12 protein-coding genes are annotated in these 12,924 nt (G+C 43.6%); 4 read left to right on the top strand and 8 right to left on the bottom strand.

Annotated elements, in window-relative coordinates; translation table 11 throughout:
• The first annotated feature begins 139 nt into the window (after nt 1-139).
• Nucleotides 140-706 (top strand): SDR family NAD(P)-dependent oxidoreductase, encoded by a 567-nt coding sequence (locus SPIRS_RS17120; protein WP_049784694.1) that lies wholly within the window; start codon nt 140-142, stop codon nt 704-706.
• Between the two features lie 108 nt (nt 707-814).
• Here SPIRS_RS17120 and SPIRS_RS17115 read toward each other — a convergent pair whose 3' ends face one another.
• The 3 genes from SPIRS_RS17115 to SPIRS_RS17105 form a co-directional block, all read right to left on the bottom strand.
• A complete protein-coding gene (locus SPIRS_RS17115) occupies nt 815-1,894 on the bottom strand; it encodes a helix-turn-helix transcriptional regulator (protein ID WP_245537610.1) in 1,080 nt (359 codons plus the stop codon).
• Between the two features lie 219 nt (nt 1,895-2,113).
• On the bottom strand, nt 2,114-4,285 hold the full coding sequence (locus SPIRS_RS17110) for a methyl-accepting chemotaxis protein (RefSeq protein WP_013255940.1): 2,172 nt from the start codon (nt 4,283-4,285) through the stop codon (nt 2,114-2,116).
• 21 nt (nt 4,286-4,306) lie between these two features.
• Nucleotides 4,307-6,016 carry an HD domain-containing phosphohydrolase gene (locus SPIRS_RS17105; protein ID WP_013255939.1) on the bottom strand — a complete coding sequence of 570 codons (1,710 nt, stop codon included), beginning with the start codon at nt 6,014-6,016 and terminating at the stop codon, nt 4,307-4,309.
• Nucleotides 6,017-6,341: 325 nt separating this feature from the next.
• Between SPIRS_RS17105 and SPIRS_RS22920 the strand changes: the two genes are divergently transcribed.
• On the top strand, nt 6,342-6,494 hold the full coding sequence (locus SPIRS_RS22920) for a nucleotidyltransferase domain-containing protein (RefSeq protein ID WP_171814782.1): 153 nt from the start codon (nt 6,342-6,344) through the stop codon (nt 6,492-6,494).
• Between the two features lie 204 nt (nt 6,495-6,698).
• On the opposite strand, the gene SPIRS_RS17095 is transcribed toward SPIRS_RS22920, so the two are convergent.
• Together SPIRS_RS17095 and SPIRS_RS17090 are read right to left on the bottom strand one after the other, a co-directional pair.
• Nucleotides 6,699-7,541 carry an SDR family NAD(P)-dependent oxidoreductase gene (locus SPIRS_RS17095; RefSeq protein WP_013255938.1) on the bottom strand — a complete coding sequence of 281 codons (843 nt, stop codon included), beginning with the start codon at nt 7,539-7,541 and terminating at the stop codon, nt 6,699-6,701.
• A gap of 153 nt (nt 7,542-7,694) precedes the next feature.
• Nucleotides 7,695-8,795, bottom strand: coding sequence for a hypothetical protein (locus SPIRS_RS17090; protein ID WP_013255937.1), 1,101 nt, complete (start codon nt 8,793-8,795; stop codon nt 7,695-7,697).
• A 183-nt stretch (nt 8,796-8,978) separates the two neighbouring features.
• Here SPIRS_RS17090 and SPIRS_RS17085 point away from each other — a divergent pair, with 183 nt between their 5' ends.
• Nucleotides 8,979-9,857, top strand: a complete 879-nt coding sequence (locus tag SPIRS_RS17085) for a helix-turn-helix domain-containing protein (protein ID WP_013255936.1) — start codon at nt 8,979-8,981, stop codon at nt 9,855-9,857.
• Nucleotides 9,858-9,917: 60 nt separating this feature from the next.
• Here the strand turns inward: SPIRS_RS17085 and SPIRS_RS22605 are convergent, their stop codons facing one another.
• Nucleotides 9,918-10,355: a hypothetical protein gene (locus SPIRS_RS22605; protein WP_216086397.1), complete on the bottom strand. Its 438-nt coding sequence runs from the start codon at nt 10,353-10,355 to the stop codon at nt 9,918-9,920.
• Nucleotides 10,356-10,455: 100 nt separating this feature from the next.
• On the opposite strand from SPIRS_RS22605, the gene SPIRS_RS17075 reads away from it, so the two are divergent.
• Nucleotides 10,456-11,370, top strand: a complete 915-nt coding sequence (locus tag SPIRS_RS17075) for a LysR family transcriptional regulator (RefSeq protein WP_013255934.1) — start codon at nt 10,456-10,458, stop codon at nt 11,368-11,370.
• On the opposite strand, the gene lpdD is transcribed toward SPIRS_RS17075, so the two are convergent.
• Together lpdD and SPIRS_RS17065 are read right to left on the bottom strand one after the other, a co-directional pair.
• Entirely contained in the window at nt 11,348-11,719 is a 372-nt protein-coding gene (lpdD, locus tag SPIRS_RS17070; protein ID WP_013255933.1) for a prenylated flavin chaperone LpdD, read from the bottom strand. The two genes, SPIRS_RS17075 and lpdD, sit on opposite strands and share 23 nt — an antisense overlap.
• Before the next feature lie 35 nt (nt 11,720-11,754).
• Entirely contained in the window at nt 11,755-12,909 is a 1,155-nt protein-coding gene (locus SPIRS_RS17065; RefSeq protein ID WP_013255932.1) for an iron-containing alcohol dehydrogenase, read from the bottom strand.
• Between the last annotated feature and the right edge of the window lie 15 nt (nt 12,910-12,924).

Here is a 12,924-nt window from a genome sequence, read left to right as displayed (position 1 = left end):
ACTCTTCTGTTTCCAACCGGGGTTCCGTACGCGAGAAGATATCTACCGGAAGCTGTGCCAGTTTCAATACATGACCTGGCGGAATTAACGAGTTTTGGAACGATCGATATTCTCCTGAATAATGCCGGATATGGGGCCTATGGCCCCCCTTGAGGCCACATCACGTGAGAACATTGACAGGCAATTCCGGACAAATGTTTTGGGAGTGCTTTATACCGCCAAGGCGGTGATACCGCATTTTCGCAGCAGGCACACCGGCATGATTATCAACGTTGGTTCCATGGTAGGTAAAGTTGCTGTGCCCCTTGGTACCTTGTACAACTCATCAAAATTTGCCGTTGAAGGACTTTCAGAGGCACTGAGCTATGAAATGGAAGCCATTGGCGTCAAGGTCAAGATCATCGAACCCGGATCCGTGAAAACAGATTTTGCCGGCAGATCATTCAGCTTCAATAACGACGAAAGCCTAAGTGAGTATCAGGATGTTATACAGGCAGTCTTTAAGGCCCGGGGAAATTTCCAGGAAGCAGGCATACCCCCGGAACAAGTTGCCGAGGTCATTTTTAAGGCGGCAAACGAAGAGGGTGACAGGTTACGCTACCCGGTTGGTCCTGATGCCGAATACGCGTTGGCAGAGCGTAAAAAGCTGGACGATGCTGCATGTATGGAATTGATTCGCAGCTCAAATGGTGTATCCCGAACATAGGCTCAGCATCGTTTTGTAAGGAGAAATGAAGTGCCCTAAATTTTTATAAAAGCGGATACCAGGGAGGTATGCTGCCGTGGTTCTGGTATCCGCTCTTGCTGGCTCACTTTACGGTAAATAATATTTTCGTAAAACCCTTCTAAGATTAATAGATCGATCTTTTATGTCTAGTTTCATACGAATGGCCTGACGGTAATTTTCTACGGTACGTTCTGAGAGATTCATAATGCTGCCGATTTCTTTTGAAGTGTATCCTTGTGTAATAAGGTGGGAGATTTTGAGCTCGTTAGGAGAGAGCTTTTTTAAAAGTTCGATCGGAAGAACTTGAATCGAATCAAGGCACTGTTGATCATCATGATTGAAATACGTTTTATTCATGACAGTCGATAGGGTTTGATTAAGCGCTTCAATGTTCTTTGAGGTCTGCCTTAACTCTTCGGAAAGCTGTTCATGCTGCGTAATATCGCGAATAAATCCGATAAACTGATTGCGTGGCTTCCAGTACATGCCTATAATATCAACATCTATTAATTCACCGTTTTTTGTCCTGTGTTTTGTTTTTAGATTTTTTGTTTCCCGCCTTACCATTCCTTGTAAGAAAAAATCCATGGCCTTCGTCCCTTCTGTGGCATCTATTTCGGAAACCTTTTTATGAATCATCTCATCTCTTGAGTAGTGAAGCATTCTGCACGCATTCACATTGCAATCGATTATTTCTCCCTCAAAATTTATAAGCCAATATGCATCATGGGTTGCCTCTGTTAAAAAATGGCAATGCTCTTGTCCATTCGAAAGATGGTACAGAGGGTCATGCTGTTCCGTAATGTCGATTATGCTCAACAGGGCATAACGTATTTTTTTTTGATTATCCCGAATGGCAGATACACTTGCGAAAATCTCAAAATCAGAATTCTTTTTGTCGACTGCCGTTAGCTTTCCCGACCAATTAGACCCCTTCTCGATTGTCGTTTTTAGTTCTTTATATATGTGATTTTTTTTTAGAAGAAAAGAAACATGCCTGCCTAATACATTGCATGGATTATTGATATTCCATAACCTCAGAAAAGAATTATTTACGTCCATCACACAACCTTTTGAATCAATTAAGATTAGGGCATAGGCAGTCGCCTTGAATGCTTTTTTGTAAACTTCAAGGTCGACAGTATCCTTCTCATTGCTTCCCATCATAATACTCCTTGGGATAGTTAAAACCGATTTAGGTTCGTACATGTATAGGTTGGTGCCTTATCCTGAGGATGTGTTAAGATAACTTGTATAGGATGAGGGGAGCTGTCAAGTCTTATAGAAATGAGAACGGAAGAATCTGGTTCTTTATGATTTGTTCCTGGCAAATTTTTCTCATCAATATGCACTATCGCTATCAAACGTATTGAGAATTTTGACGCACTATACAACGTCCCCTTCCGTTTTGAAATTACTAACCCTTTCCGAAAGCTCTTGTGTCGTTTCTCCCAAATTCTGAACATCATCGGTTATATTGTTCATTGCAGTAAGGATTTCTCTGCTTCCCACGGAAATTTCTTCAACTGCTAAATTGCTGGATTGTGTAAGCTGAAGTACCGACTTGATATCTTCAGATACTGTTGTTGTTTGGTTTTGCATATTTTCTGCAGCTTCTGTGAGTTCTACGGAGGTATCGGAAAGGGACGCCATTGCCTGCAGGATTTGATCGCTTCCGGACGACATCTCGACGGTACTTGTATTAATTTCGGAAAAAGCATCTGCCGTACTTTTTATCTCTTTTACAATTTCATCGATTGATTGCTTAAGTGAATCGAAGTTGTGTGCGGAGAGCTGAATTTGTTCGATAATCGTTTTGACTTCCAGCGTTATTCTGCTGGATGATGTACTGGAATGCTCTGCGAGCTTTCGAATCTCATCTGCTACAACGGCAAAGCCCTTTCCCGACTCACCGGCATGTGCAGCTTCTATGGCGGCATTCATTGCCAGAAGGTTTGTCTGACTCGATATGTCGTCAATGACACTGGTCATTTCCATGATCGAATCGATATTGGTGTTTACCTTTACGATCGAATTGTAAGCCTCTTCAAGCACTTCGCTACTTTCTTCCGCACCTTTCATGAGATTGTCTGCCATCGTTTTCTGTCGTGTTGTTATCTTGGCTGTATTTTTCAGGGCGCTTATCATTTCCTCAACCGCGGCAGTGGATTGCTGCACCGCAGATGATTGTGTCCCGGCTAAGCCTGTTAAGCCGGCAATCGTATCGTTGATTGCCTTGGTGGAGTTGCTTGCCTCATTTGATTGGTGGAGTAGTTTGTCCATCATCGTTTTTATGGAATTGATATTGCTCATGATCTGGTTGACAGATGCCGATGTTTCTTCGGTCGAGGCTGCAAGGCGATCGCGCATTGTACTGTGTACCGCCACCGAATGTTTTATTTTGTTTATCATTTCGAGAAGGGTATCGGTGAAAGCATTAAAGGCAGATGCGATTTCACCTATCTCATTATTCTTGTCGATTCGTATTTTTGCGGTAAGATCTCCGCCGCCTTTCGAAATTCCCTCCAGCTCTTTTTTTATTGTGGTTAGGGGATTGAGGATTATATGTCTGGTTGTGGTGACTATGGCGCCAGAAATTATAAGTATGGATGCAAATAGTATGAGGAAAGAGGAGGTCGTAATTTTTTTTATCGAAGCCATCATAATGTGCTCAGGTTCCCGGTAAAATAGATACCATACTGTATGATTGCTTGTGTTGAGATTCACCTGACTTCCGAAATAGTAATTTAGGGAATCGCCATTCAATTCTTTAAATTGAAGGATTTTATTGTGGGCTTTTTCTGATATCGGCGCTATGGATTCTCGTCCCTTTTCGCTCAGGACCAAGGTATCTTCCGGGTGTGATAAAAGGTAACCTCTGTCGTCAAACATAAAGATATATTCGTCTTTTGCGAAACCTTCTTGTTTGATAAATTGATCGGTGATGAATGAAAGCCTGGTTGCAAGCCCCACCGCACCTATCACCTCTCCCTCTGCCTTGACAGGTACGGTAAGAACGAAGACAGGGGCGCCGCTTACCAAGCTGCGATAGGGCTTGCCGATGTAGAAATCGCTTCCTTTTTTTATTTCAGTCGACCAATCCTTATCGGCACCTGCTCCGAGATCCTTATTCCCCGCGGAGCTTATGAGAATCCCCCCATTGGGAATGGAATATTCTTTATCCAAATGGAGCGTAATGGAATCGCTTCCGTATCTGACAATAAAGACATTTTCATATCCGTCAGACGTATCGTACGTATTCTTAAAATTCTTTAGAACCCTTTCATAGAGATTCTGATTATCTGGGTTTTGGCAAAGATCAACGATGCTCGGCTGCGAAGAGAGCATCTTCGCAATCACTATCTGATTCTTGAAAACTGTCTCAATCGATCGAGCAATATCTGTTGTGACTGTCGACCCAAGCGTCAATTTGCTCCGGATGATCTCATTTCGAAAAGAGACATGAATCCATTGAATCATTCCCATGAGGAGAGCAACAAGGATTGCCAATGTTAAGGCTAAGAATGGTACTATTATGCTGGTTTTTTTCTTCTTCATTTTTCTTTTCCTTATGAATATTTAATCTTTCAGTTCGTTGAAAACGGTATTGAGGCTGCTTCGGCTGGCAAATAGCAGCTTTACCAGGAGAGGATCAAAATGTGTTCCAGAACCCTTTGCAATTATTTCAAACGTCTTCTCTTCGGAAAATGCTTCTTTATAAGGCCTTTTGCTGCGGAGGGCGTCATATACATCGACTATGCTGCATATTCTGGCGGAAAGAGGAATTCCTTTCCCCGAAATACCTTTTGGATATCCTGTGCCGTCATATTTTTCATGATGATTTTCCGCAATCTCGGCAGCCATCTCCAGCTTGGAGCGCCCTTTTAAAATATCGTAGCCTATGGTGGTGTGTGTCTTCATGATTTCGAATTCTTCCTTTGTCAATAGACGGGGTGCCATTAGAATTTCATCAGCTATTCCAACTTTTCCAATATCATGCATTGGCGCAAAAATTCTCATATCATCAGAAAAGCGTCTTGATTTCCCCAACTTTTTTGCGATCAGATATGAGAATTCTCCGATACGCTTCATGTGTTTTCCGGTTTCGTTGTCGCGGTGTTCTGCTACACTTGCTATCGCATCATAAATCTCGATTCTTACATGTTCTTCTTGTTTGCGTTCTTCGGTGATATCAAAGCTGGTGAAAACAAAGGCTTCTATTTTCCCTTTTTTATCGCGTAGTGTATGAATAAGTGAACGAACCCATCGTATTTCTCCATCTCTTGTTTTGTTTATTAATTCCCCTTCCCAGCAGCCTATTTGAGGGATGAATAGATCTCTTTTCATTTCTGCAAAAAGCTTTTCATATTGTGTTTCCGAATATCCGTTATCAAGGTAAACTTCTTTTTCACCATTCAGAATCCATATCGATTTTTCTTGTAGCTCTGTTAAATCATATCCGTAGATCTTTTCACATTGTTGATTCAGAAAGGTTATTCGTCCCTTTTTGTCTGTAATAATAAGGGGATTCCTTGCGAATTTAACGGCATGGTAGAATTTTGCATATTCTTTTAGCAGCGTTTCGCTGGCGGTAATATCTTGGATAACCCCTGTCAATGTCGTGTCGCCGGCGTTCTTTGTATTATCGATATGCCAATGCTTCTGGTATACCCAACGTTCCTGGCCGGTGATCCCGTGGATAATCCTGTATTTGAGTTCTGGAAGGCGAGCGGTCTCATCTAAGACCCTGTTTACAAAACGTCTATCATCAGGATGCACGCACTCGATGACGTTCTCACGATTTGGAATAAACCGTGATGGGTCTTTTCCGAAGATGCGATATGTTTCCTCAGACCAATCAAAGCTCCGGGTTTTTCTATCATAGTCCCAGGAACCGAGCTGGGCGGAAAACTGAACCTTTTGTTGATCATAAAGGCGATTGACACGATTGGTCCTTCTCCTAAAGATCAGTATCTTGCTTTTTCCACTTTGAAACGTGGTATATTCCACCGGATAAAGGGTGTTATTGTTAGCTCTGATATTAATCTCTTTTGTTAATTCATTGCTATCATCCTGTTTTAGTACATGTTCTGCATCATTGATTAGTATCTCCAAAGGTTTGCCGATTATTTCATTAAGGTCGTACCCCAGATCTTCGGATGCTTTGATATTGATGGCAAGAATTTTTCCGGTAGAAGAGAGCATCAGACATGCTAAAGGATTATGTAAAAAGAAATTATACAGTACATTTGAATCGCATGAATTAGATTCCGTGTTAGGAAGGTGCATATATCTATATCCATAAAAAATTATCTAAATCGATACTGGTTAAAAAATACCGCTATGAAAAAGAAAATGGAACCCAAACTAAATCCGAAAACTACCTGGAAACTACACGAAAACTACCTGAAAACCACATACTGTGATCCCGGCACTTACGTAGTTTTCGAGCCGGATAGAGAATGGATAGGTGTGATAAAAAAAACGAATAGAGAGATTGCTGAATGTGTAGAGTAACGTGTCGTGGCTGATCTGATTTCGGCGGGCTTCGCAGTTCGGTAAAGGTAGAGGAGCTGCGGAGGCCTAAGAGGCTGATCTGCCGAAGCGCGGAGTTTTGCGAGAGGAAATTTTAATCTTTTCCCTTTTGGGTTCACAAGCCAGGGGTGACAATGAGACTGACAGCGATGTTGATATCTGTACTGTAGTTCCTGAAATGAACGAAAATCCCTTAGAACATATAATAGCCAAAAAGGGAGTGGCAGTATAATACATACGGCCACCACTGAATGGATTCTTTACGCAGAGAATACTTATTCTGCATCAACGATATCATCGAATTATTGCTTATCATTTTCAGCAGGCTGTAGAAGTATCTTAGCTTAGCGCTTCTCCTCGACCTTCTAAGGGGCATTTCGAATTTCGCAGTTCCACATTCTCTTTGCAGAGTCTTCGCGTCCTGTAGTTTTACCGGTTACCTTTTTACCAGTTTATCAGTATCACTGAATATGCCGCCATGATTTTTTGACATGACTTTGCTTATTATTTTTCCCGCCCGGATCGGCATAAATCGGTAAAGAAAATCCATTACTTTGCAATCAGACCCGACCAGTATCTTTGCTTTACTTTTACCAATTCCCTTAATGATTATTTCGGAAGCCTTATACGGTGATGTAAGTTTTATTCCCGCTGTCTTCTTGTCTTCTTCCTTAATCTCCGAATTCTTAAGACCAGAATTCTTCTTTATATCGGTTTCTATTCCACCAGGTATGATGAGGGATACCTGGATATTTGTCTTACTTAGTTCCAATCTCAAACCTTCGGTGGCAATCTTTACTGCGGCCTTTGATGCCCCGTACATGGCTTGTCCGGGAACCGGAAGAAATCCGCCCATGCTGGAAACATTACCGATAAATGCCTCCGGTTGTTCTGCCAGATAGGGAATAAAGGCTCTGGTCATGTTCAGCATACCGTAGAAATTGATATTCATCAGTCGGTCTACCGTACTATCGTTCAGATCAAAAATCGTGATGAAATCCTGAATTATCCCTGCGTTGTTAATCAGTCCATCAATATGTCCGTGAATATGCTTCACTTCTTTTGCTAATGTGCTAACTCCCTTTTTATCTGTAATATCTGTTTGATGGATTGAAACTCTTTCCGGTTCATGTGTCTTGTTTTTGGTTTTTTCAAGAGCTTCGAGATTGATATCCACTGCCGCTACCGATGCTCCTTTTTCAAGGAGTTGAAGAACCAGCTGTTCTCCTACTCCTCCACCGGCGCCTGTTACTACTATAACCTTGTTCTGAAATTGCATATTTTTCTCCTGTAAATGGTTCTTTGCTTCTTCATGGAAAACAAGTAAAAGGACTGGGAGTCGCCTCATTCCAAAAGTCTACTGTTGCGTAGTAGCAAGGACTGCACTACAACTCCCAGTCGCTGCTTATAAGATTTTCACCGTTTCGTTGTGTTAAAGGGTCTCGAATTTTTCTCCCTCTTGAGTCTCATCGCTATAAAGTTCCCTCGGAAGAATATTGGGATAGGCATGCCACTGGCGAATCGAAATGGTGCCCCGTCCTCCAGTCAATTCTTTTTCCGTTCCATTGCTGTAGGTAAAACGGCCTTCGACCATATCGAATGTCAATGTTGCCACCGGATTGTCGGGAACCTTATAGGTAACTCCCCATGGTGTAGCGTTGCACACATGCGCTTTCACTTCGTAGATCCCGTCTTCAACTTCTATTTTTATTTTATAAACGGAGGGAATGAATCCATCGAGTTCGCGCATAAAAGCCCAATCTTCATGTTCTATGGTCATATCCCCTTCAGGATAGTGTTTCTGTTCCTGTAAATCGTAAATGGAAAAATCTTTCATACCGAGGCGCATATCGTATAACGAGGAATGAATCTCATTAAAGGCAAACCAGCCCCAGTCTTCCCATCCGCCAAGTTCTGCGGCAGAAGAATCAACGGCCACGTAGCGTTCCCGAATGCCCAATCCCTTGACGTTCACCTTTTTCCCTTCCAGATATAGGGTCCCTTCAACATCACCTGCCCAGTTATACCCATAGGTGATGGAGTGCTGTGTCAGGTATGAAGGTTTTTCTCTTCCATACCACAAAGGATAACCGTGTGGGGTATGGTATAAGTCGGCTTTATAGACTCCATCTTTCGAGTCGACCATCAAATGCCATGAATTATCTTCATAACATTCCACCCGGTATTCTTCTCCGCATGTAACAACTACCCTGTGCTCTTCCTGCTGGATCTTCAGCGTTCCCTTTGGCTTTCTCAACAAGCGTTCAAACTGCATGCCGGGAAACCTGCCGAGCTTATAGATCGAATTGGGCAATTGCTCGATATACCCCTTGCCTTTCGTCCAATTAAGACTAATGACATCAAGTTTTTCAACCTCAAGTGACAAGATGGAACCACCAACGGAATAGAGTTCTCCGTCATCTCCTGTTACAGAAAACTGGAATAACCAATCCAGAAATCCTGAACGGACATCTTCTTTTACACCTATTCTTGATTCATCGGCCAATGTAACCTTTGGATTTTCTATCTTCACCGTTATCCTCCATAGTATGGAACTAATTACAGTATAAGTATTACAGCATCGAAATACTTCTAACAGTTCAATAATTCGCATATATTGGTCTATTGCACTTATTTATAAAAATTTTATAGTATATTATTCCTTAATATTGGTCTTTTTTATCTTTTTCCTGCTATAATAACATTCGGGGGGGACATGATGAAAAAGAATATTCTTCCGTTTAATTGGCAGGAAGCGATAAAGGATATAGAGATACACGCTCTTGGTGATGATTTGATGTTATTTGAGCAAGCGGTGGTTCCGTCGGTTTTACATCATCCTGTTAAAGTAGATGTTACCTCTGTTGTTATATGTCGCAAAGGTAACACGAAAGGAACTGTTAACCTGAGAATAAATGAAACAAAAGCTCCCTGCCTTATCATTTTGCCGCAGGACAGCATTTTGCAGTTTAAAGAAATAAGTGATGACTTCTCTGCGCTTTTTATTATCATGTCCGGGAAGTTTCTTGATAGTCTAAATCTTGAAGAGAAAATTCCATTATGGCTTTCTGTCAGAGAAACTCCCTACATTCCCCTTACTGAGGAAACATTGCAGTCGCTCATTGGTTATTATGAGATGATAAAGAATACCATGCGATATGCGGACAATCCATATCTTATACATATTGCAAGGCATCTTACGATTGCCTTTTTTTACGGGTTAGGGTACGGCTTCCATTTGAAACAAATGAAGAATAAGGAAAAGACAATATCGAGGTCAAAACTGATTTTTGATAGTTTCTTGCAGCAAGTACGAACAGATTATAAGAAAGAGAGAGGCCTGAATTATTATGCGGATAGATTGTGCTTAAGCCCAAAATATTTGTCTAAAGTTATTCTGGATAGCAGTGGTAAGTCCCCTATGGACTGGATTCGAGAGTATGTCATTCACGATGCACAGGCCCTTTTGAAATCCACCGACCTGACCATCCAGCAGATAAGCGACGAACTTAATTTCCCTTCACAATCGTTTTTTGGAAAATACTTTAAAGGAGCGGTGGGCATGTCTCCAAAAAACTACAGGTTAAGTGATTAGGGGCGGTCCCGTGTCAATTAGTAAGGCCTTGAGAGCCTTTTCTGCTGATTGCTGATAGTGCTAGGCTATAACCTCGAAGAGCGGTTTATGGCTTTCGACAAGTAACTTTGCTGTGTAAAGATCATCTTCAGCATATTCAAGCCAGTCTGTATTGTCACGGGATGTTTTGTATATCTTTCTGGGGAGTGCTCTATTATTCGGTCTCAAAGACCTCTTCCCGTAGAGCCTTGAATGCTGAATCTGCATATAGAAAGTTCCCTTGTTGCGGATCCTTCTCTGCCTCCGCAATCCTGTGAAGTAAATCTTCTCTTTCTTTCCGGCTCTCCGAAGGAGGCGGCTCAGTCGGCTGGCATAGAAATCGAATGCACTTAGTCCGAAGGGCTCCGACTCTTCCGGAAAGGGTTCGTCTTTAAAGGAGAGCTTCCTGTTGTATTGGGCTTCATGGCGCTTTAGGAAACGGAGCCATATCATGTCACTGGCGATTCCCTTCTGCTTCAAACGCAATGGTTAGCGTCAGCATGCTTACATTTTCTTTGCAGATAGGTCAAACCATTCTATAATACGATAATATTGCTAGTTACAGGAAAAGGAGCTCTCAATGACAATACAGCAACTCCGACTTTTCTTAGCTGTTAAGAAATATATGAATTTCTCTGTTGCGGCCGACGAGTCTTATATTTCCCAGTCATCGCTCTCCAAACATATCAAATCTCTTGAATGCGAACTCTATGTGACACTTTTCGACCGCACCACAAGAAAGATAAGCCTTACTCAGGCAGGGCTTGAGCTGTCGATCCATGCTGAGAAAATAGTCAAAGAATATGACAAGCTGATCGCATCATTACGCGATTATTCCGATCGGAAAAAGGATCGTATCCGGATAACTTCAATCCCCGTTATGAACCAGTATAGGATAACCGAAGTAATCGAATCCTTCAGGGAAAAGTACCCGGCATTCCAGGTCGACATCCAGGAAAAGGATACCTACTATGTCCTGAAAACGTTGGAGAATAGGGAGACCGATCTTGCGATTATACGGACAGGCGTCGATTCGGCGAAGATTGATCAACAGTATAGAACCTTTCCTATCGTTAACGACGAACTTGTTCTCGTAGCCAGTATGAAACATCCGCTTACGAAGGAAAAGAACATACGGCTGTCTGATGCAGCCGATGAAAACTTCATACTTCTCAGCGCGGATACGCTGTTGCACGATTTCTGCATAAAACAATGCATGGATGCCGGCTTCGTTCCCCATACACAGCATTCTGACGTCCGCTTGGACACAATAAAATCGCTTGTCAAAAGCGGTTCGGGAGTCTCTCTATTAATGCGTCGGGTCGCAGAATATTTTTCCGACAAGGAGATAGGAATAACCACCCTGGCTGATCACCCGACTCTTACCTTATCGATTGTAGCTCCGGACGAAACGCTTTCTCACGGCTGTTCCAAGTTTGTATCCTTCGCACTTGAAAGCTTGTCGGCAAATTCTAAGAACCAATTGTCCCTATAATCTCAGCAATGACGGTATCTACCGCCCCTATTATCCTCTCGATCTCACCGGAGGACGCATGGTCTATATGGATTCCGCAGGCGACGACTACGTTCCTGTTCAAACGTGAAGAGATATGCGCTGAAACCGATCGAGCGATCTCATCGTCTTTGTGAGCCGGTACCGCCAGTACGGAAGTGGAAGAAGAGGTACTTCCGTCATCCGTCAGGCTTTTGCGCGGGAGACTTAGCGTTACCGCGCCGATATGGGGAGTTTGCCCTCCTGCGATGACGAGCAGAAGGTCCTCCCCTATCTGGAACAGCGTGAACTCGATAACCGCCCGGCCGGCGACAACGGTTTTATGTATCATCGTCCCGCCATTACATTCCCTTAGCTCGCCGCAGGCTATCGGGTTATCGCCTTTTCGTACAGCATTCGCATCTGCTCTACATCGGTTGAACGGGGGCAGTGCTCCCATATTTTCGTTTTCTGTGCGTCGGTCAACATCTCCTCCATAAATTCGTCGGTTACGCCCATTTCTCCCAGGTTCCGCGGGAGCCCCAAGTCTTCGTTCAGTTTCTTCAGATACTCGATCAACATTGAGGGCTCAAAATTATCCGTATAAGGATACTCGCACCGGAGACGATTATAAATCTTCTTATACTTCCCCCGGTCCGCCAATGCGTTGTATTCCATGGTTGTGGGGAACAGCATGGCGTTCGCCAGTCCGTGCGGGATATGATAATATCCGGTGAGGGGATGTGATAAGGCATGCGCCTGATTCGGAAGGCAGAGGGATAGCGTTATCCCGGCCAGTGTACTTCCCATGAGCATGTCGGACGCCGCTTGGATATCCTTTCTGTTGGCCACGAACCGGGGTAGGGCGGGACCGATCAATTCCATGGCTTTTTCCGCGACGGCATCGGAGAAGGGGGTTGCGAGGTCGCTCAGATAGCACTCGACGGCATGGATCAAGGCGTCCAGTCCTGTGGCCGCGGCGACGGATACCGGCAGGGTGGTGATCAGCTCCGGGTCGAGCAAGGCGCATTGAGGCAACATGTTATCATTGAGAATGACCATCTTATATTTATTTTCGTCCGTAATAACGGTATTTCGCGTTACCTCGCTACCGGTTCCCGCCGTCGTGGGTATGGCGATGACCGGGACCGTATCGTGCTCTACAGGTAAATAATATCCCCAGTAATCATGAATCCGTTTTCCGCTGTACCCGACCAGGGCCGCGCTCTTTGCCGTATCCATTGCACTGCCCCCGCCGAAAGCGACGACGAGGTCTGCTTTCTCACTGGTCATACATTTCACGGCTTTTTCCACGACCCAGCAGCCGGGATCGGGCTCCACTTCGCTGAACGTCACATAGGGGATTCCCGCTTTGTTGAGAATGCCTTCGACGCGTTCCGTTAGTCCGGCTTTCACAAGCCCGGGATCCGTAACAAGGAGCACCTTGGTCCCCCCCATCTTCTTCACGTAGTCGCCGAGTTTTTCAATTAATCCGACCCCGAACGACACATCTTGTTTGACGGAAAAACTCTGAATATCCATCTGTAACCTCCATTA

This window comes from Sediminispirochaeta smaragdinae DSM 11293 (assembly GCF_000143985.1).
Lineage (GTDB): Bacteria > Spirochaetota > Spirochaetia > DSM-16054 > Sediminispirochaetaceae > Sediminispirochaeta > Sediminispirochaeta smaragdinae.
The sequence above is the reverse complement of the archived record's forward strand: the minus strand, read 5'-3'. Positions and strand labels throughout refer to the sequence as shown.